An 18,895-nucleotide genomic window follows, 5' to 3' on the forward strand; every position below is an offset into this window, starting at 1 on the left:
ATAAAAAGAAAAATTGTTAAGGAAGATAGGTGAGGTGTTGTAGTGCCGAAAGGGAAATTGAATCAATTAGCACGCTTAACTGAAGAATATGCTCAAAAAGTTCTTATTCATGGGGGATATGTTCGGAGTATTTTATCTGGGTATTATACAGTATCAGGTTTATCAAAACATGTATGTCTAGGCGATTTTGTAGTTCATAAAGGACGTGAATTTAACAATTTAGGTCAGGTAATGCGTGTTGAGTTGGATTTTATTTGCGTATGTCCTCTGGAGGTTAGTAAACCAATAAGTCTGGGTGATTTAGTATTATTTCAGGGACCTTTTAAGATTGCTCCAACCAGTTCCTGGTGTGGTCGTGTTATCAATGCATTAGGTGAAGCTATTGATGGTAGACCTGCTTTGGAAAAAGGAAGGTCAATTATGTCAATTTCTTCCAATGCTCCACTTTCAATGAATCGACAGCGAGTAGAGAGAGGATTTAAAACAGGAATACGTGTTATCGATATTTTTACTCCTTTTTGTCATGGACAACGCCTTGGTGTTTTTTCTGGCTCGGGAGTTGGAAAGTCGACTTTGTTATCAATGCTCGTGCATGTCAATACTTTTGATAAGATTGTTATTGCTCTTGTAGGTGAACGTGGTCGTGAGGTTCGTGAATTTATAGAAGATGTTCTTGGGAATGATCTGGAAAACTTTGTAATAGTCGTTGCAACTGGTGATGAGAGTCCTATTCTTCGTAGAATGGCTCCACTTACTTCAGTCACGATTGCTGAATATTTTTGTTCTCAAGGAGATAATGTATTATTAATTATAGACAGTATTACAAGATTTTCTCATGCTATCCGTGAGCTTGCAATGAGTTCTGGTGAATTACCTGTAGCTCGAGGATACCCCCCTTCAGTATTTACTGAATTATCCCGTCTTTTAGAGAGAACTGGACCTGGAATAGAGGGTAAAGGGAATATTACAGCAATCGTTTCCATTTTAGTTGATGGAGATAATCACAATGACCCAATTTCTGATAGTGTACGTGGTATTCTTGATGGTCATATTGTTTTAAAGCGTTCTCTAGCAGAAGAGGGGCGTTATCCTCCTGTAGATCCACTCGCTTCTATTTCCCGATTAGCACATAAGGTGTGGAATTTAGAGGAATCACAACTTGTTTCTCGTCTAAAGTTACTTATTTCTCGATTTGAGGAGACACGGGATTTTCGCCTTGTAGGGGGATATCGCTCTGGAGTTGATTTGGATCTTGATATAGCAGTTCAACAGGTACCTGTTATCTATGAATTTTTAAAACAATTGCCTAATCAAGATCTTTCTTCTGATGCTTTTTCTGATATGGCTATGATATTGAAAGCACAATAACTTCTAACTTGAAGAGGATAGTTGAGAGTTTTCATTAGTGAAAAATCTTGAATGTTATTATGTTTTAAACGCAGCCGTATGGCTGCGTTCTGTATTAATTTTTTTTACATTTGTCTGTTAATTGAACTATGTTTGCTTGTGTAACGTCGCTATTATTGGATGAAAACACGACAACTCCTCTAAGGCGTTCGCCATTTTTTAGTTTTTTAGAGGCTAATTTTTCATCAATAGTATCTACATTGAATTCTTTCATTCCTAGCATGGCTTTAAAACAATACTTAGAGAGATCAATCTCTCCTTGAGAAAAGTTAACTACAGTGACATCGAAATCTTTTGTATAAGTAAACTTGTGTGGACTAAAAATACTTCCTGTTTCTTTTTGTTTAGCATATACAATAACTTCTGGAGGTACAGAAGAAGCTGCAATTGAAAACAAAAAACAGATAGGATATAATAATAAATACGATTTTTTCATGTAATATTTCTCATTTAATAAAATACGTTTAAACAATAAAACACCTTAGGTATCATGGGCACTTGAGCATCACGTACCAGAGTTATCAACCTCTACCTTCGAAGTATTTGAAAGTATAATATGTTTCTCTTTTAAAAAAAATATCAAGATTGTCTATCGCACACTAAATTAATCTCTGATGAACAATTTTTTAAATTGATAACCCGACTCTATTTTCACTAGTAATTACTGCCAAGATCAATTGTCTATGCCTTCGAATAAAGCTGTTAAAAGATACCGTTCAGAAAACGAAATAACTACAATCTGCTTTCCAGTATTTTCTTCCCGTTGACCAATCTTAATTGCAGTCATCAAAGCAGCCTCGCATAAACTTATCAAACGTTACAATCTTTTCAAGAATCTTATCTGCTTATAGTGGTGATAGAAGATCAGGGATTGGAATTCTTGAGGAGGACAAAGAAAAAGTTTTTAAGCGTTTTTATTACGTTAATGCCAGCCATAGCGTTCTTGGTGATGGTCTAAGCCTAGTCATGGCTGTGGTTAAACAACATCAAGCTACTACAATTAAACTTGAAGATTTATATCCGGGATTAAGAATAAGGATTGCTTTTTAAGCTTATTAATAATTAAGATTTAAGTAAGTTGTATGTGAATATTTAGATTCTAAAGCAATTAAAGAGGAGGGAGTTGTTGGTATATTTAACTCGAAAAAAAATTGCTATTATTGGAACTGGCATCTCTGGACTTGGAGCAGCCATGCTTTTGCATCCTTATCATGATATTACTATATACGAAAAAAATTCTTATATCGGTGGACATAGTCGTACTGTAGAAGTCATGACAAAAAATGGACCTATTTCCGTAGATACAGGTTTTATTGTATTCAACAAGATCAATTATCCTCTTCTTACTCGCCTTTTTGAGTATCTGTCGGTTCCGGTTTTAAAAAGCAATATGTCTTTTAGTGTAAGTATTGATAATGGTTGGCTCGAATATGGCACGCAAAATCTATATAATATTTTTACACAAAAAATGAATTTTTTCAGTCCGTCTTTTTGGAAAATGCTTTTTGATATTCTCAAGTTCAATGCGTATGCTAAGCAGTATCTTGGAAAAGATCCGTCCTTTACTTTAGAGAATTGCCTTGATAACTTAAAAGTGGGTCTGTGGTTTCGATATTATTTTCTTTTGGCTATGGGTGGTGCGATTTGGAGCGTACCACTTTCTGAAATGCTTAACTTTCCGGCTTGTACTTTTATACGTTTTTTTGATAATCATGGCCTTTTAAGCGTTAATGATCACCTGCAATGGTACACTATTAAAAATGGAAGTAATGAATATATAAAACTTATAATAGATAAATTTAAAGAACGTATCCGTATTAATCATGGAGTGAAACAAGTATGGCGTGACAAGGATTATGTCGTAATCAAAGATATTCATGGAAATCAGGAAAATTATCATGAGGTTGTTTTTGCTTGTCATGCTGATCATGCTCTTGCCATGATTGAGAACCCGAGCGGTGAAGAAAAAGAAATTCTTTCAGCGTTTCGATATCAGTCTAATCGCGTAGTTTTGCACGACGATCTTAGTTTTATGCCTAAACGAAAGAAGTGTTGGGCTAGTTGGGTTTATCTTTCAGAGAATAAAAATCATAGTAATCCAAAGGTCTCGGTTAGTTATTGGATGAATAATCTCCAGCATCTTGATACTGATCAGCTTTTAATTGTAACCTTAAATCCTGGGCATGAGCCCAAAAATGTTTACAATGATTATATATTTGAGCATCCGGTTTTTGATGCTATAGCAATAAAAAATCAATCAAAAATTGAAAATATACAGGGACGAGATCGATTTTGGTTTTGTGGCGCTTATCAAGGCTATGGATTCCATGAAGACGGTCTTTGCAGTGCAGTTAAAATGGCAAAGCATATGGGAATTGAGTCCCCATGGTGATCGAACCGCAGATTTATACTGCTAAAGTCATGCATAAGAGACTTTTCCCTAAAAAAAATGTTTTTTATTACAATCTGTATTATCTTGTGTTGCCACTTCCCGCCGGGTCAATTCCAGGGAGGCTAGTTAGTTTTCATGCTAAGGATCTAGGGCAGCGAGATGGCAGTGACCCTGCGATTTGGGTTAGAGCTATATTAGCTGATTATGGTCTGGATAGATATATTAAAGATATAATACTTGTCACTATGCCACGTGTTTTGGGTTATGTATTTAATCCTATCAGTTTTTATTTTTGTCTTGATCACGATAAAATCTTAAGATCTGTTTTATGTGAAGTTCATAATACCTTTGGAGAACAACACAGCTACTTGTGCGCCAATCCTGATCATGTCCCTATTAGTTCAGAAATATGGCTAGAAGCGAAGAAAGTTTTTCATGTCTCTCCCTTTTTAGAAAGGACAGGGAATTATAAGTTTCGTTTTGATTTACAGAACGACAAACTTGGGGTTTGGATTGATTATTATGATGCTCAGAAAAAAAAGCAGCTTGTCACATCTTTGACTGGAACATTTTCGCCTTTAAATGAAAAAAACCTACGCTATGTTTTTTGGCGCCATCCTTTAGTTACTCTTAAGGCAATTACGTTCATACATTGGCAGGCGTTGCGGCTCTTTCTAAAAGGGGTTCGTTATGGCTCCAAACCTTCCCAGATTGTGACAAAAATAACTACTACACGTAACCTTGACAAAATGTAAAGAAAAGGAAAATTTTAAGACAAGAAAAAGAGCTTCTATTTAAACAAGTGAAGAGGTTTAAACATGTTCGATCGTCAAGTTACCAATAAGTTTCTTAACGCTCTAAACCATATTGAATATGGTGTGCTGACACTTACTGATCCTGATAGAAAAACCTACTCTTTTCAAGGTTTGTATCAAGGAGCGAATGCATTCATTGATATCCATGACTGGAGTTTTATTAGATCGATGTTGCGATACGGTGATACAGCGCTTGCTGAAGCGTATCGTGATGGTTTGTGGAATTCGAGCGATCTAGTAGAATTATTTTTATTTGGTTTACAAAATCAGGCTACTTTTGAGAAGTATATTTATGGTGGAATGTTTGGTAAATTTGTTTCAAAAGTAGTATATTTTTTTCAACGAAATACTATTAATGGTAGTAAAAAGAATATTCACGCGCATTATAATCTTGGCAATGATTTCTATGCGTTATGGCTTGATCCAACGATGACGTATTCATCAGCAATTTTCAGCAATAAGAATGATTCTCTCATCAATGCCCAAAAACGCAAATATAACAGGATTTTAGAGCGGTTAAAGCCATCAGGAACCCTTCTTGAAATTGGTTGTGGATGGGGAGGTTTTGCTGAGCATGCGCTTAAAAAAGGTGACTACAGGATTAAAGGTTTAACTATTTCCAAAGAGCAGTATGAATTTGCTTCTCGCCGTATTGGAAGTGAAGTGGTTATAGCTCTTGAAGATTACCGTTTTCAAGAAGGAATATATGATCAAATTGTTTCTATTGAAATGTTTGAGGCGGTTGGAGAAGCATTCTGGTCTGTTTATTTTTCAAAAATCAAATCTCTTCTGGCAAAAAAAGGAAAGTTTTTAATACAGACAATAACCATTAATGACACATGTTTTAAGCGCTATAAAAACAGCGGTGATCCTATTCGGAGTTTTGTTTTTCCAGGCGGAATGCTTCCTTCTTCAGAAAGATTGAGTTCTGAAATTGTAAAAGCTGGATTGCGTGTGACTGATAAATTTGCTTTTGGTCAAGATTATGTCTTAACATTGATGCATTGGCTCAACAATTTTGAGAGAAGAATTAAGGATATCAAGTCTATAGGTTTTGATGAAAAATTTATCTATATGTGGCGTTTTTATCTGAGCTATTGTATCGCTGCTTTCAAATATGGGCGGGTTGATGTCGTGCAGTGGGAGCTTCAGCATGAAGCGTAGTTTTCTTATTTACTTAAGTGCCTTTGCGTTTTTACGCACATAACGCTTTTGTCGCTGAGATCGTTCTTCCCAATGCTTCTGTTGAAAAATTTTTTCTTAAATGTGCGAAATGGATCTGTTGTGTCAGGAATGTATCTTCCTGGAAAGAAAACTACATTCTACAATGGTAATGAGATAATTGGATTTATCAAGAACGATGATTTTGGAAAATTGTTTTTTGGTATATGGCTTAGTAAAAAAACCTCGGAACCAAAATTACGTCGTGCTTTATTGAGGCTTCCATGAACAGAACGCCCATTAACACCAAGTCCCTTCTTCAATACGCTATGATTGCTTTACCCATAGCCTTTGCTGGGTTTCCGTTGTATATTTTTGCACCTGATTTCTATGCCACCCGTTATGGTATTTCGTTAACGTTGCTTGGGACAATTTTATTATTGATTCGCTTGTTTGATGCTGTGGAAGATCTAGTTATCGGTTGGATAGCCGATAGACTCCAAGGGAGGTTTTTTTCACTTGTTGGTATTGCAGGTATTTTACTCTCCCTATCGATATTCGGGCTTTTTAATGTTGTATTTTTTTCGCCTGTGATTTGGTTTATCCTTTGTATGATTATTGCAGTCGGTGCCTATAGCGTTCTTACAATTATACTTGGCTCTTATGCAACATTATGGACAGAAAATAAAGATGATCAAACAAGGATTGCCGCAGCTCGCGAGGCTTTTGGATTGATAGGGCTTATCATAGCTGTTTCCATGCCATCATTCCTATTTCATATAGTAAATCCTAACCATGTATTCATATGGTACGGAGTCATTTTAGCCATTCTTATGCTTGGGAGCATGTTAGGCTTTTATCAAATTTTTTCTCCTCTATTTTATGTAGAAATGAGCAGGAAAAAACAATCTAGCTCATTTCTATCTGGTTTGTGCGCTTTGCCTAAGCAGAGTATTCGGCTTTTTATTGTATATTTTGTAAGTATGGTTGCTTCAAGTATTCCGGCTGTATTGGTCATTTTCTATGTACGTGATTTTTTGGAAGCAGAAAATTTGATAGGTGTTTTTTTGTTTTTTTACTTTCTTTCCGGTGTGCTTGGTATACCTTTCTGGAAAAAAGCAAGCAAATACTTTGGAAAATATAAAGCTTGGTTTCTATCAAATATACCTGCAATCTTAGGTTTTTATGCTCTTTTCTTAGGTGCCAAGCATGTTGATCTGTATTGTATGGTCTGCTTGATATCAGGATTTTCTTTGGGTGCTGACCTGATTTTACCTCCATCTATCCTTTCAGATGATATTCACGCACATAAAAATAGCCAATTTTCGGCAACGCATTACGCCTTATTAGCTTTTATTTCTAAGGCTAGTTTTGCTCTTGCCTCGGCTATCGCTCTTCCGGTTCTTGACTTGGCAGGCTTCAGGCCACAAGCTTTAAATACAGAAAACGCTCTAAAAGTGCTTTCTGTGTGCTATTCTCTTATCCCATGTATCTTGAAGCTTGTATCTGCTGTCTTACTTTACGCTTTTTTCATCAGATCTCAATCAGGAGTAAATAATGAGACTATTTAAATTCATGGCAATAATGGGTGCTCTTTTCATAGTTAATGGATGTTCAAGAAATGCTCTTGATTATTACAAGGATACAACACCACAGGCTGATATCAAGGACTATTTTAATGGGCACATTAAAGCTTGGGGCATTGTTCAGAGTTGGAGCGGATATGTCATACGCCGTTTTGAAATTGATATGGTAGGAAAATGGGAAGGCAATATTGGAAAGCTTGTTGAGCATTTTGATTATTATGATGGTGAGAAGCACGAACGCATATGGACGATCAAAAAGCTTGCTAATGGAAGCTATGAAGGAACTGCATCCGATATCGTTGATAAGGCGATTGGAAGAACCGAAGGTAGTGCTATATATTGGAATTATATCATGAATTTACCTGTGAAAGGTAAAACATATAAAATCAAGTTTGATGATTGGATGTGGACTATGAAAGATCAGGTTTTGATTAACCGTTCTTATTTAAAGAAATTCGGGATTACCGTTGCCGAAGTAACTGTCTTTATGCAAAAGCAAAAACTGTGAAATTAAATAGCTACAAAAATGAAATTATCTGGATTATTGGTGCAAGTAGCGGTATTGGCTATGCACTTGCTCATGAGCTTGCAAAACGGAATGCGATACTTGTCCTTTCAGCTCGGAGTAGCAATGACTTAGAGAATTTGAAATCTGTTCTAGGAGAGAAGCATAAAGTCTTTGTACTAGACGTTACCGATTCAGTAATGACGCAACGTACAGCACATGCTATTTATGCTACCTTTGGACGTATAGATCGAGTTATATTTTTTGCTGCCACCTACCAACCAATGAAACTATATTCTCTTGATTTGGCAGTTTCTAGGCAAATTGTTGAAGTTAATTTACTTGGCGCGCTTCACGTTGTCAAAGCTGTTTTGTCTTTACCTTCGGTACATAAGTCAATTGGACAGATTGCATTATGTGGGAGCGTTGCCGGTTATGCAGGTCTTTCCGGTGGACAGCCTTATAGTGCAACTAAGGCAGCTATTATCAATTTAGCAGAGAGTCTTTATGCGGAATTATTTGATAAAATTGATATTAAGCTTATCAGTCCAGGCTTTGTACGAACGCGATTAACTGATCAGAACGATTTTACAATGCCAATGATTATCAAACCAGAAGATGCTGCTAAAGCCATTGCGCAAGGACTTTTATCTAAAGCGTTTGAAGTTCATTTTCCTAAACACTTCACCATGCTTGTTAAACTTTTGCGTTTTTTCCCTTACCGTGTGTATTTTTGGATAATAAGACAACTATGAAATGTTTTTTTGATTAATTTTTTTCTGAAATTATTGCGGTATATGGAATATTCATTATGAAGATGGAACTGCGTGATGAGTAAATACCCTTCCTATTTTAAGGTGCAACCAAATCCAAGAAAAAACTCAGTAAAATCAATGGGGTATGAGTTACATGGCGCACTCGGCAGGATTCGAACCTGCGACCTTCGGATTCGAAGTCCGTTACTCTATCCAGCTGAGCTACGAGTGCATATTTTGATTTATTCTTGAGTTCTTTTAACAGAACCTTTTCCATGGAAATTGATAGCAGAGATTCCTGATGACATCAAGAATGATTCTTCTTAAGAGGCTTTTTGGTAATTGTGAGATATGTCGTTTTAATTAATTTTTTAATAAAATTCATCTGCATTAAATTCAAGAAATAGTTACGTTACTGATAAAGAAAAGCTCTTTTTAATGAGAAGCCTTTTCGCTGATTTTTGGGTAAGTTCTGCACAAGATTAAAGCTCTAGTTTCTGTATCAAGGAATAAGGAGAACTCTTCTATGCAAACAATCCGATTTTTTGAATTTGCATCAAAACATGCTGAGTGGTTATCTGTACGACAAAAGGTTGTATCTGAAAATATTGCTAATGCTTCTACTCCACATTATCGAGCACAGGATATTACTCCTTTTCAAGAGAGTCTTGGCAAGGGCTTTGGTATGGCATGTACACATAAGTCGCATATAAATAGATCAGAGAATGGTCAAAGTATAAAAAAAGTTAATGCTGCTTTCGATCAAGAAATTGGGGTGCAAGTATCGGGCAATACAGTTGGATTAACGAATGAGTTAATGAAGTCTGGAGAAATTAAACATCAGTACGAGCTGAATACTCTCTTGGTAAGCAGGATTAATACTATGACAATGCTTGTTGTTAAGGGATAAAGTTATGGATCATTTACATGCTGCTTTTAAAATAGGAGGGACAGGGTTAGCGGTTCAGTCTACGCGTATGAGGGTCATATCTGAAAACATTGCTAATGCTCGTTCTACAGGAAGCTCTCCGGGATCTGATCCTTATCGACGAAAAACTATTTCTTTTGGACAAATTATGAATAGACAAGGTGGTGTTTACGTTAGAAAAATCAATGTCGATCATTCTAAATTTGTTGAAGAATTTGATTCAAGCCATCCTGCTGCCGATGCAAGAGGTATTGTAAAGTATCCTAACGTTAACACACTGATTGAAATGGCAGATATGCGGGAAGCAAATAGAATATATGCAGCAAACCTGCAGGTTATTAAGCAATCGCGCGATATGATTACTATGACAATTGGGCTTTTGAAAGGTTAATGATGATTGAAAAATTACAAAATATGACTGGGATCTCTTCTCTTGCTCGTAGTGCATTGATTAACAATGATAGTTTTTTAGATAAAAACACTATTCAACAGGATTCTAATTTGGGTTTTTTATCTCTCTTGCAGGATATGTTCAAAGATATGAGCAGTAACCTTAGAGAGGCAGAAGCCTTCTCTTATGATGCTATGCAAGGGAAAGCAAGTGCACGTGAAGTCGTTGATTCCATCATAAAAGCGGAAAGATCTTTGCAAACTTCTATAGCAGTTCGAGATAAGCTTGTTTCCGCTTATCTCGAAATTACAAAAATGCAGATATAATTGAAGGAAAATTAACCTATGAGAGCTCTTTCTATTGCAGCGACTGGTATGTCTGCTCAGCAGACTAACTTGGAAGTTATAGCAAATAATATCGCTAATATTAATACTACAGCTTATAAGCGTGCACGTGTGGAATTTTCTGATTTGCTTTATCAGCTGGAACGAAGTGCTGGTGTCAAGGATCTTTCAAATCAAGCAATTATTCCAGAAGCTGTTAATATTGGCCTTGGAGTTCAGACTGCTGCTGTGCGTAATATATATCTTCAAGGAGAATTAAATCATACTAAGAATAGTCTAGATCTCGCTTTAGTAGGTCGTGGCTGGTTTCAAATTGAATCCCCTGATACGACTATCGTTTATACAAGGGCTGGTTCTTTTAATATAAATCCAAAAGGTCAGCTTGTTACGGGCAATGGCTATATAGTATATCCTGAAATAATTATACCAGAAGATGCTTCTGAAATAGTTATTTCTCGATCTGGTCAAATTATGGCAAGAGTTGCTAAAAATAGTGAGTTTCAAAATCTTGGTCAGCTGAATATTGCTAATTTTGTTAATGAAGCTGGACTCAAGAATATAGGTGACAATCTTGTTGTTCAGACAGAAGCTTCAGGAGAAGCAATTATAGCTGCACCTGATGATCCTGGTTTTGCATATATTAAGCAAGGTTATTTGGAAACATCTAATGTAGATGCTGTACAGGAAATTGCTGAAATGATATCTGCACAACGTGCTTATGAGATGAATTCTAAAGTTATCCAAGCTGCTGATGAAATGTCCTCATTGATTAGTAAGTTACGATAATTTTTTTAGGAGATATAATCCGTGGCAGATTCTTATATAAGGTTTGTTTTACTTTGTATGTTTGGTTTATCAAATGCGTCTTTTGCTTTTGCAACTGGTGTAGAAAATGCTGTTGTTCCTTCTGTTGTTATTTATCCAGGTGAAATATTGGAAGTCTCTAAGCTAAAAGAGATAAAAATTACTAATTCAAATATAAAGGATGATTATGCACGTTCTATTAAAGAAGTTATTGGTTTAGCTTCTAAACGCACGTTGTTGCCAAACCTTATGATTCCAAGATCGGCATTGCGGCGTTCTTATGTCATTAAACGTGGTTCTAATATTCGCCTTGTTTTCATACAAGGTTCCATGATGATATCTGCTTCTGGCATTTCTTTAACTGATGCTAGTGTCGGTGACGTGATTCGTGTACGAAACAGTGACACTGGGATAATAATCTCTGGAACCGTTATGATAGATGGCACAGTTCATGTTCTTGAAAAATGAGATTTTTTGTTGCTTTTTTTCTGTTCTTTGTGTCTGGGATTTTAAGTGTAACGTTTGCACAGGTTTTTTCTCGGATAAAAGATGTTGCTTCTTTGCAAGCAGCTCGAAGTAATCAATTGATTGGTTATGGTCTTGTTGTTGGACTTCAAGGTAGTGGAGATAGTTTGCGTTTATCACCTTTTACAGAACAATCAGTCCGCGCTATGTTGCAGAATCTTGGTATATCTACACAAGGAGGTAAGTTAGGAGCAAAAAATATTGCTGCTGTTATAGTTACAGCGAGTCTACCTCCTTTTTCTAGTCCCGGAAGCCGTATTGATGTGTCCGTTAATTCATTAGGAGATGCTTCTTCTTTGCGAGGTGGTACATTAATAATGACCTCTCTTTTGGGTGCCGATGGACAAATCTATGCGGTAGCTCAAGGTTCAATAGTTGTTTCTGGAGTTTCTGTAAAAGGGAAAAAAGCTTCAGTTTTTGAAGGGATAACAACAAGTGGACGTATTATTAATGGTGCAATTATTGAGCGAGCATTGCCAGTAAAATTTAAAAATTCTACAAACCTTATTTTGCAATTGCGGAATCCAGATTTTTCTACTTCAGTGAATATTGCTGATAGCATTAACTCTTATGCGAGTTCTCGGTTTGGTACGAAGATTGCAGAAGCGCATGATTCACAAGAAGTATCTATATTAAAACCGAAGAATATAGAAATTACTCAATTGATGGCCGATATAGAAAATCTTCCTGTAAAAACAGATACTCCTGCCAGGGTAGTGGTAAATGAACGTACTGGCACTATTGTTATTGGTGCTAATGTAAAAATTTCTAAAGTCGTTGTGAGTTATGGTAATCTAACAGTACGAATAAATGAGCAGCAAAAAATTGTTCAGCCTAGTCCTTTATCAAATGGGATTACAAGTATTCAAGAGAATACTGATATTGATGTGTTAACAAGTAGTGGGCCTGTAGCTTTTCTTGATGGACCTGATCTGACTACACTAGTGTCAGGACTTAATAGAATTGGTCTTAAACCAGATGGTATTATTGCAATCTTGCAAGGAATTAAGTCGGCGGGAGCTCTTCAATCAGAGTTGGTGCTCCAATGATCCGGTTCTGTGTTTCTATTTTTTTAAAAATTCAAAATACATTTTTTATTTCAGTAATTTTTAGTACCTTTCTTTTCGCAAATGAAAGTCATCGTGCGGCTTCTCTTTCATCACCCAGCAAAGAAGAAATTAGCAAATATTGCTCTAATATCGTTGATATAGCCCGAGACCAACGTTATGTCTTGCAAAAAGAGGAGTTGGAAAAACTCAAGAAAGAAGTTGATAATCGTATTAATTTGTTAGAAAAACATAAAGTTGAATATCAACATTGGCTTACTCGTTATGAGAAATTCTTTGCAATTACTAAAAAAAGCATTGTAGATATCTATAAAAAGATGACTTCAGCTGCTGCTGCTGCCCAATTAGAAAAAATTAATCCTGAAACAGCTTCCTCTATTTTAATCAAACTTAATGCACGTCAAGCAAGTTCGATTATGGCAGAAATGGATCCCCAAAAAGCAGCGGTTATAACTAATATTATTTCCAATTTACTTAATTCGAAATTATCAAAAGGATCTTCATGATTTCGTTTTTCTTTTTTATTAGCTTTAGTAGTATTTTATTCTTGGTTGGTTGTAAAAGCCAAAGCATTAATGAAATTGGTCAATTGCCTTCTATGAGTCCAGTAGGATCGGGATTGCAATATAGTCATCCTCCCTTAATTGCTCTTTATCCTAAACAAAAAAACCATATAAACAGAAGTTATTCTTTATGGAGAGATTCTCAAGCTGCTTTGTTTAAAGATGCACGCGCTATTAATGTTGGTGATATTCTAACTGTGAATATACAGATTGATGATAAGGCAAGTTTTAATAATAATACTGGCCGGAGTCGTACGAACTCTCTAGCTAAAAAAATAGGAGGGAACGTATCTTTTTTAGGACTAAAGTCTCCAGAAATAAAAGCTAATTTAGGTTATGGGGCAGATAGTACTTCTACAGGTAAAGGATCTATTAGTCGTGCAGAAAAATTAAATCTTTTAATAGCTGCTGTTGTTACAAGAATATTAGAGAATGGAAATCTTATTGTTAGTGGTTCACAAGAAGTACGAGTAAATCATGAAATGCGTATTCTTAATGTAACTGGAATTGTACGTCCGCAAGATGTTGATGCACAGAATACTGTTTCTTACGATAAAATTGCTGAGGCACGCATTTCTTACGGAGGAAGAGGAGGTTCAATGGACATACAACAACCCCCAATAGGTCAACAGGCAATAGATTTGCTGTCACCACTTTAATATTCATTAGGGGAGTAGAAAAAAGGTTATCAATAAGATGTCGCAGGAAATCGAAAATCCAGTTTCTACAAAAAAAGTGATTATGCTTAAAGTTGTTATTTTAACTGTTATTGGTAGTGTTTGTGGTTGGGTTGGTGGTTCTGCTATGTTATTTTTTTTATCTCCTCAAGGGATAAAAGAAATTAAATTTTTAGTAAGTTTATTTAAGAGTAGTGTTTTTGAGTATCCTAATGAGGAGAAAAAAACATTTCCTGTGACAATAAATGCTAATAATATCGTTCAACTTGCACCAATCATATCCAATTTAGCGGATTCAAAAAAAAATTTTATAAGACTAGATATCGTATTAATATTTAAAGATAAGCCCGATCTAAGTCTAATAGAAAATCTTCATCAAGATATCATGGCTTATATTCGTACTGTATCTGTTCAAGATCTTGAGGTAACTCGTGGATTGCAATATTTACGAGATGATATTGAAGAACGTGTTAACTTGCGCTCAAAAGGGGGTGTATCGAAAGTTATATTTCGAACATTTATAATTGAATGATTAAGTACATTATCTTTTTAATAGTTCTTATGACACCGGATTTGGTGTTGGCACAACAGTTTTTATATGATGTGTTAAATATACCAGCTGATTCATCTGTTGCTACATGGATTATACGTACTTTTGGGGTTTTGACTGTTCTTTCAATAATTCCTGTTATACTCGTTATGGTCACTAGTTTCCCAAGATTTATCATTGTTTTTTCAATTTTACGTATTGGTATAGGATTAACGTCCACGCCTTCTAATATTATTATGATAAGTCTTGCATTGTTTATGACTTTCTATGTTATGTCTCCAACTTTGGATCACGCTATGAAAGAAGGAATACATCCTTTAATTGAAAATAAAATCACAGAATCAGAAGCAATACAACGTATTGGTGAGCCGTTTCATAAATTTATGAAAGACAACACCAGGGATAAAGATTTGCAGCTTTTTATAAATATGGCGCGTGAAAAAGGAAATTCAGTTCAGGGCGTGGATCATGTTGAATATCGAGTATTGATCCCAGCATTTATGATTTCTGAAATTCGTAGAGGATTTGAAATGGGATTTCTTATAGTTTTACCATTTTTGATTATTGATATGATCGTTTCTGCAATTATTATGGCTATGGGAATGATGATGCTTCCTCCGACTTCAATATCTCTTCCCTTTAAGCTTATTTTTTTCGTTTTAATTGATGGTTGGAACTTGTTGGTAGGGAGTTTGGTCCGTTCTTTTGTTTAATCTTCTCGCTAACTTTAACGCTTTTTAATTTAAAGATATTTTAAAAAGGTCTATTATGACCTTAATTGGCTTATTTTATCGAGGACGTTATAGAAAGTTTCATAAATAAATGTACGTAGTGGATTGTTTTTATAAAGAGCCCTTTTTCTTAAATAAGACGACTTGCTGTTATTCACAGCAAGTCGTTTATAGAATATTTATTGGTTAAATGACTATTTACTTGGCTCCACCTTTCTTTGGTGGGTGAGCTTTTTTATGAACGCCACTTTTTGTTGTTTTTCCTTTTGTATAATCAGCAGCCTTTGTGTCTGCAGCAACTGCTTGTGATAGATATGATACTGCCATTAAAGAGGCAGCTGTCATTAAAGTAATAGCCTTCATAAATTTTCTCCTGTTTACATTTTGTAACATTATGTACATTATATTTTATGATCTACATCATATAGTTTTTATAACCGAGAGTTAAAAGATAATTAGAAAACTGCTCAGAAATAACAACCATGTATATATAATGGTTTTTGTGTTTTTTTATAGTTTTTTATAAAAAATTTTTATTAAAATATATATTATCAGTCAGCTGAGTATTTTCAGTAACTATTTTAAGATAATATTATTATTTATTAACTAAAAAGTATATATTACGAAGTAGATATGTATATTATTAAGTGTAATTTTTATGCCAGCCAATTAGGAATAGAATCAATCGCAATGAGTTCTGCGTAAGTTTTACGTGGACGAATGATATGGAATTGTGAGCCTTTCACCAGAACTTCTGGGATTAAAAGGCGAGAATTATATGTTCCTGATTGAACTGCCCCATATGCACCAGCCGTTTCGATATATAGTAAATCCTCAGGTTTAGGAGGTTCTATTTCTTTGTCTAAAGCTATAAAATCCCCTGATTCGCATATTGCTCCTACTATATCAGCAATAATGGGTTTTAAATTCATTGATGAAATTTTAACAGGTTTAATTTCATGATGGGCACCATATAGTGTAGGACGCATAAAGTCATTCATAGCTGCGTCTATAATAATAAAATGCTTGTCTCCAGTATCTTTTACATAGAGTACTTGTGTTATTAATACTCCAGCATTACCGACTAAAAACCGACCGGGCTCAGTAATGATTCGGCAATCTAAATCTCCAAAGTGTTCTTTAACAAGTTTTGCGTATACAATTGGAGAGAGAGAATGATCGTTCTTATGATAAGAAATTCCTAGTCCACCACCTATGTCTATGTGTTCAATTTTATGTCCATCAGAACGAAGTTCTTCCGTAAGATGACGTAGGAATTTGAAGGCTTCATTAAAAACAGTCATTTCGTTTATTTGGCTTCCTATATGCATATCAATACCTTTGATTTGTATACCTGGAAGTGTTTTTGCATAAGCATAAATAGAACGTATGCGATGTAAAGGAATACCGAATTTGTCTTCTTTTTTTCCGGTTGATATTTTTTTATGCGTATTGGCATCTATGTCAGGATTGACACGAAAAGCAATAGGAGCAACTTTCCCTAGACTGATAGCACGTTGATTCAGAATTTCAAGTTCAGCCTCTGATTCAACATTTAAGCAATATATTCCTTTTTTTAAGGCTAAATCCATTTCGTGGGGTGTTTTACCAACACCTGAAAAAACGATTCGTTCTGCTGAAACACCAGCAATTAAAGCACGATGTAATTCCCCTTCAGATACAATATCCAAACCAGAACCTAAATTTTTCAAGGTTTTTATTATTGCTTGGTTAGAATTTGCTTTCATTGCATAACAAATCATTACATCCATGTTTTCAAAAGCTTGAGAAAATGCATGATAGTTTTGTTTAATGATAGCTGTCGAATAACAATAAAAAGGTGTCCCAACAACTTTGGAGATTTCTTCAACGGATGCATCTTCCATGTATAAAGAATTGTCAATATATTTTAGAAGATTCATCATGAAAACCTTTTAGAGGAGTGGGTCAAGAATAAAAGAATGATCTTTTATTGATTTTTTTTGATTGGATTGTTCCTTTATGATTTCTTTTGGGGAGGGTGGATCGTTTTTTCGTCCACAGCTGCATAGAAGTAAACTTCCTACGATTAAATAGGAAAATGACATTGTCAGGTTTAAGTGTATTTTCATTTCTTTAAATTATGAGTTATGTAGACTATAGTAACTGAGATAGATGACTATTTCATAGTTTTTTACGCCAATATTTGATTTGTTTATAGACTTCTACAGGAGAAGTACCTCCAAAGCTATTACGGCTAGAAGCAGAATGTTCAGCTGTAAGTATTTCGTAAACAGAAGATGTGATTGAAGAGCTTATTTTTTTTAGATCTTGCAGAGGGAGTTCTTCAAGGTTGCAATGTCTCTCTTCAGCAAGAGCTACAATTAATCCAGTTATATGGTGAGCTTCTCGAAAAGGAAGTTCGGCATGTTTCACTAGCCAGTCAGCGAGATCAGTAGCAGTTGAATGATTTAATCTTGCAGCTTTTTTCATATGTTCTTCATGAATAGTCATATCAGAAATCATAGCTGTCATAGCTAAGATAATAAGTTCTAGAGTTGCAGCTGCATCAAAAAGTTGCTCTTTATCTTCTTGCATATCTTTTGAGTAAGATAGAGGCAACGCTTTCATTACTGTTAAAATTGCGATTAGTGCTCCATTAATACGACCTGTTTTAGCTCGTATTAATTCTGCTGCATCAGGGTTCTTTTTTTGTGGCATAATTGATGAGCCCGTTGAAAATGCATCAGAGAGATGGATAAAATTAAACTGTGGCGTTGACCAAAGTATAATTTCTTCAGCAAGTCGAGACATATGTGTGGCACAGATTGCAGAATTTGAAAGAAACTCTAGAATAAAATCACGATCTGAAACTGAGTCTATTGAATTACGAGTTGGTTCTCGAAAGCCAAGTTCATGGGAAGTCATCTCTCTGTTTATAGGAAAACTTGTTCCGGCAAGAGCTGCTGCTCCTATAGGACATTCATCAAGTCGTTCTATAGTATTAGAAAAGCGGGAGCAATCACGGTTAAACATTTCTACATAAGCCATACAGTGATGACCAAAGGTCACTGGTTGCGCTACTTGAAGGTGGGTGAAGCCAGGCATAACAGTATGGGCATGAGCTTCTGCTTTGTCTAACAAGGTCATAATAAGTGATTTTAGTGCATCTATTATTTTAATGATTTCTTCTTTAACCCAGAGCCGTAAATCCAGTGCGATTTGATCATTACGAGAGCGTGCTGTATGCAGCTTTCCGGCAACAGGGCCTATTAATAATTCCAGGCGTGCTTCAATATTCATATGAATATCTTCAAGGTTCCGTGAAAATTTAAATGACCCATCTTTAATCTCAGCGTGTATCTTTTTAAGGCCGTATATAATTTTTTCGCAATCTTCTTGAGAGATTATGTCTTGCTTAGCTAGCATTTTTGCATGTGCTATAGAGCCACGTATATCTTGATCGAATAATTTTTTATCGTAATCTATAGAGACATTTATTTTATCCATGAGGGAATGAGGGTTAGAAGAGAACCGACCACCCCACATTTTATTGGATATTTCGGATTTCTTCATTCCTTTTGACATAGACACTCTTTATTGATTATAGACCAGGGAAAGATTTTTTGTATCGTTTTTCCTCTTAACTAAGAGGAATGATCACGATAAGTATTTTTTATAGTAAGTAGTATATTAAAAACAGATAACATTGCAA

At 35.3% G+C, this 18,895-nt stretch carries 22 protein-coding genes, 1 tRNA gene and 1 pseudogene; 18 read left to right on the top strand and 6 right to left on the bottom strand.

What is annotated here, in order from left to right; genetic code table 11:
* Positions 1–42 precede the first annotated feature (42 nt).
* Positions 43–1,368, top strand: coding sequence for a FliI/YscN family ATPase (locus B488_RS00935; RefSeq protein WP_015272607.1), 1,326 nt, complete (start codon positions 43–45; stop codon positions 1,366–1,368).
* Between the two features lie 94 nt (positions 1,369–1,462).
* Here B488_RS00935 and B488_RS00940 read toward each other — a convergent pair whose 3' ends face one another.
* A complete protein-coding gene (locus tag B488_RS00940) occupies positions 1,463–1,843 on the bottom strand; it encodes a DUF4354 family protein (RefSeq protein ID WP_015272608.1) in 381 nt (126 codons plus the stop codon).
* A gap of 237 nt (positions 1,844–2,080) precedes the next feature.
* Positions 2,081–2,203 (bottom strand): annotated as a pseudogene (locus B488_RS07065) (cysteine synthase A); the annotation flags it as partial.
* Positions 2,204–2,533: 330 nt separating this feature from the next.
* Between B488_RS07065 and B488_RS00945 the strand changes: the two are divergent.
* The 7 genes from B488_RS00945 to B488_RS00975 all read left to right on the top strand — a co-directional run bounded on the left by B488_RS00945 (position 2,534) and on the right by B488_RS00975 (position 8,621).
* Complete coding sequence (locus B488_RS00945) at positions 2,534–3,799, top strand: NAD(P)/FAD-dependent oxidoreductase (protein WP_041770530.1); 1,266 nt, start codon at positions 2,534–2,536, stop codon at positions 3,797–3,799.
* Positions 3,793–4,554, top strand: a complete 762-nt coding sequence (locus tag B488_RS00950; RefSeq protein WP_015272611.1) for a DUF1365 domain-containing protein — start codon at positions 3,793–3,795, stop codon at positions 4,552–4,554. The genes B488_RS00945 and B488_RS00950 overlap by 7 nt, the downstream gene beginning before the upstream one ends.
* 63 nt (positions 4,555–4,617) lie before the next feature.
* On the top strand, positions 4,618–5,778 hold the full coding sequence (locus tag B488_RS00955; protein WP_015272612.1) for an SAM-dependent methyltransferase: 1,161 nt from the start codon (positions 4,618–4,620) through the stop codon (positions 5,776–5,778).
* A 72-nt stretch (positions 5,779–5,850) separates the two neighbouring features.
* On the top strand, positions 5,851–6,063 hold the full coding sequence (locus B488_RS00960; RefSeq protein WP_051012092.1) for a chalcone isomerase family protein: 213 nt from the start codon (positions 5,851–5,853) through the stop codon (positions 6,061–6,063).
* Entirely contained in the window at positions 6,060–7,346 is a 1,287-nt protein-coding gene (locus B488_RS00965; protein WP_015272615.1) for an MFS transporter, read from the top strand. Before B488_RS00960 ends, B488_RS00965 begins: the two co-directional genes overlap by 4 nt.
* On the top strand, positions 7,333–7,869 hold the full coding sequence (locus B488_RS00970) for a DUF3833 domain-containing protein (RefSeq protein WP_041770533.1): 537 nt from the start codon (positions 7,333–7,335) through the stop codon (positions 7,867–7,869). The genes B488_RS00965 and B488_RS00970 overlap by 14 nt, the downstream gene beginning before the upstream one ends.
* The gene (locus tag B488_RS00975; RefSeq protein WP_015272617.1) at positions 7,866–8,621 is read left to right on the top strand and encodes an SDR family NAD(P)-dependent oxidoreductase; all 756 of its coding nucleotides are present in this window, start codon (positions 7,866–7,868) and stop codon (positions 8,619–8,621) included. Before B488_RS00970 ends, B488_RS00975 begins: the two co-directional genes overlap by 4 nt.
* A 155-nt stretch (positions 8,622–8,776) precedes the next feature.
* On the opposite strand, the gene B488_RS00980 is transcribed toward B488_RS00975, so the two are convergent.
* Positions 8,777–8,853 (bottom strand) — tRNA-Arg (locus B488_RS00980).
* 294 nt (positions 8,854–9,147) lie between these two features.
* Here B488_RS00980 and B488_RS00985 point away from each other — a divergent pair.
* From B488_RS00985 to fliP, 10 genes are read left to right on the top strand one after another with little or no spacing between them, the layout of a single operon-like run.
* Positions 9,148–9,531, top strand: coding sequence for a flagellar basal body protein (locus B488_RS00985; protein ID WP_015272618.1), 384 nt, complete (start codon positions 9,148–9,150; stop codon positions 9,529–9,531).
* A gap of 4 nt (positions 9,532–9,535) precedes the next feature.
* Positions 9,536–9,940 (top strand): flagellar basal body rod protein FlgC, encoded by a 405-nt coding sequence (gene flgC, locus B488_RS00990; protein ID WP_015272619.1) that lies wholly within the window; start codon positions 9,536–9,538, stop codon positions 9,938–9,940.
* Positions 9,941–9,942: 2 nt separating this feature from the next.
* Positions 9,943–10,266 carry a flagellar hook-basal body complex protein FliE gene (fliE, locus tag B488_RS00995; protein ID WP_015272620.1) on the top strand — a complete coding sequence of 108 codons (324 nt, stop codon included), beginning with the start codon at positions 9,943–9,945 and terminating at the stop codon, positions 10,264–10,266.
* 18 nt (positions 10,267–10,284) lie between these two features.
* The gene (flgG, locus tag B488_RS01000) at positions 10,285–11,070 is read left to right on the top strand and encodes a flagellar basal-body rod protein FlgG (protein ID WP_015272621.1); all 786 of its coding nucleotides are present in this window, start codon (positions 10,285–10,287) and stop codon (positions 11,068–11,070) included.
* A 21-nt stretch (positions 11,071–11,091) separates the two neighbouring features.
* Complete coding sequence (gene flgA / locus B488_RS01005; protein ID WP_244422697.1) at positions 11,092–11,556, top strand: flagellar basal body P-ring formation chaperone FlgA; 465 nt, start codon at positions 11,092–11,094, stop codon at positions 11,554–11,556.
* The gene (locus tag B488_RS01010) at positions 11,553–12,662 is read left to right on the top strand and encodes a flagellar basal body P-ring protein FlgI (RefSeq protein ID WP_015272623.1); all 1,110 of its coding nucleotides are present in this window, start codon (positions 11,553–11,555) and stop codon (positions 12,660–12,662) included. The genes flgA and B488_RS01010 overlap by 4 nt, the downstream gene beginning before the upstream one ends.
* On the top strand, positions 12,659–13,186 hold the full coding sequence (locus tag B488_RS01015; protein WP_015272624.1) for a MotE family protein: 528 nt from the start codon (positions 12,659–12,661) through the stop codon (positions 13,184–13,186). The genes B488_RS01010 and B488_RS01015 overlap by 4 nt, the downstream gene beginning before the upstream one ends.
* Positions 13,183–13,902: a flagellar basal body L-ring protein FlgH gene (flgH, locus tag B488_RS01020; protein ID WP_015272625.1), complete on the top strand. Its 720-nt coding sequence runs from the start codon at positions 13,183–13,185 to the stop codon at positions 13,900–13,902. The genes B488_RS01015 and flgH overlap by 4 nt, the downstream gene beginning before the upstream one ends.
* 37 nt (positions 13,903–13,939) lie before the next feature.
* Entirely contained in the window at positions 13,940–14,452 is a 513-nt protein-coding gene (locus tag B488_RS01025; protein WP_015272626.1) for a flagellar basal body-associated FliL family protein, read from the top strand.
* A complete protein-coding gene (gene fliP / locus B488_RS01030; protein WP_041770536.1) occupies positions 14,449–15,183 on the top strand; it encodes a flagellar type III secretion system pore protein FliP in 735 nt (244 codons plus the stop codon). Before B488_RS01025 ends, fliP begins: the two co-directional genes overlap by 4 nt.
* Before the next feature lie 216 nt (positions 15,184–15,399).
* Here the strand turns inward: fliP and B488_RS06975 are convergent, their stop codons facing one another.
* From B488_RS06975 to argH, 3 genes are all read right to left on the bottom strand, one after another.
* Positions 15,400–15,603: a twin-arginine translocation signal domain-containing protein gene (locus B488_RS06975; RefSeq protein ID WP_081583157.1), complete on the bottom strand. Its 204-nt coding sequence runs from the start codon at positions 15,601–15,603 to the stop codon at positions 15,400–15,402.
* Between the two features lie 254 nt (positions 15,604–15,857).
* Positions 15,858–17,123, bottom strand: coding sequence for a diaminopimelate decarboxylase (gene lysA, locus B488_RS01035; protein WP_015272629.1), 1,266 nt, complete (start codon positions 17,121–17,123; stop codon positions 15,858–15,860).
* A gap of 241 nt (positions 17,124–17,364) precedes the next feature.
* Positions 17,365–18,768: an argininosuccinate lyase gene (gene argH, locus B488_RS01040; RefSeq protein WP_015272631.1), complete on the bottom strand. Its 1,404-nt coding sequence runs from the start codon at positions 18,766–18,768 to the stop codon at positions 17,365–17,367.
* Between the last annotated feature and the right edge of the window lie 127 nt (positions 18,769–18,895).

This window comes from Liberibacter crescens BT-1 (genome assembly GCF_000325745.1).
Lineage (GTDB): Bacteria > Pseudomonadota > Alphaproteobacteria > Rhizobiales > Rhizobiaceae > Liberibacter > Liberibacter crescens.

Excerpts from the sequence above, each read along its gene's own strand:
- B488_RS00950 (WP_015272611.1), top strand. The coding sequence starts at position 3,793 with ATGGTGATCGAACCGCAGATTTATACTGCTAAAGTCATGCATAAGAGA.
- argH (WP_015272631.1), bottom strand. The coding sequence starts at position 18,768 with ATGTCAAAAGGAATGAAGAAATCCGAAATATCCAATAAAATGTGGGGT.
- B488_RS01015 (WP_015272624.1), top strand. The coding sequence starts at position 12,659 with ATGATCCGGTTCTGTGTTTCTATTTTTTTAAAAATTCAAAATACATTT.
- B488_RS00970 (WP_041770533.1), top strand. The coding sequence starts at position 7,333 with ATGAGACTATTTAAATTCATGGCAATAATGGGTGCTCTTTTCATAGTT.
- B488_RS00985 (WP_015272618.1), top strand. The coding sequence starts at position 9,148 with ATGCAAACAATCCGATTTTTTGAATTTGCATCAAAACATGCTGAGTGG.
- B488_RS00960 (WP_051012092.1), top strand. The coding sequence starts at position 5,851 with ATGCTTCTGTTGAAAAATTTTTTCTTAAATGTGCGAAATGGATCTGTT.
- B488_RS01010 (WP_015272623.1), top strand. The coding sequence starts at position 11,553 with ATGAGATTTTTTGTTGCTTTTTTTCTGTTCTTTGTGTCTGGGATTTTA.
- flgH (WP_015272625.1), top strand. The coding sequence starts at position 13,183 with ATGATTTCGTTTTTCTTTTTTATTAGCTTTAGTAGTATTTTATTCTTG.
- flgG (WP_015272621.1), top strand. The coding sequence starts at position 10,285 with ATGAGAGCTCTTTCTATTGCAGCGACTGGTATGTCTGCTCAGCAGACT.
- B488_RS06975 (WP_081583157.1), bottom strand. The coding sequence starts at position 15,603 with ATGTACATAATGTTACAAAATGTAAACAGGAGAAAATTTATGAAGGCT.
- B488_RS00955 (WP_015272612.1), top strand. The coding sequence starts at position 4,618 with ATGTTCGATCGTCAAGTTACCAATAAGTTTCTTAACGCTCTAAACCAT.
- fliP (WP_041770536.1), top strand. The coding sequence starts at position 14,449 with ATGATTAAGTACATTATCTTTTTAATAGTTCTTATGACACCGGATTTG.
- fliE (WP_015272620.1), top strand. The coding sequence starts at position 9,943 with ATGATTGAAAAATTACAAAATATGACTGGGATCTCTTCTCTTGCTCGT.
- flgC (WP_015272619.1), top strand. The coding sequence starts at position 9,536 with ATGGATCATTTACATGCTGCTTTTAAAATAGGAGGGACAGGGTTAGCG.
- lysA (WP_015272629.1), bottom strand. The coding sequence starts at position 17,123 with ATGAATCTTCTAAAATATATTGACAATTCTTTATACATGGAAGATGCA.
- B488_RS00965 (WP_015272615.1), top strand. The coding sequence starts at position 6,060 with ATGAACAGAACGCCCATTAACACCAAGTCCCTTCTTCAATACGCTATG.
- B488_RS00940 (WP_015272608.1), bottom strand. The coding sequence starts at position 1,843 with ATGAAAAAATCGTATTTATTATTATATCCTATCTGTTTTTTGTTTTCA.
- B488_RS01025 (WP_015272626.1), top strand. The coding sequence starts at position 13,940 with ATGTCGCAGGAAATCGAAAATCCAGTTTCTACAAAAAAAGTGATTATG.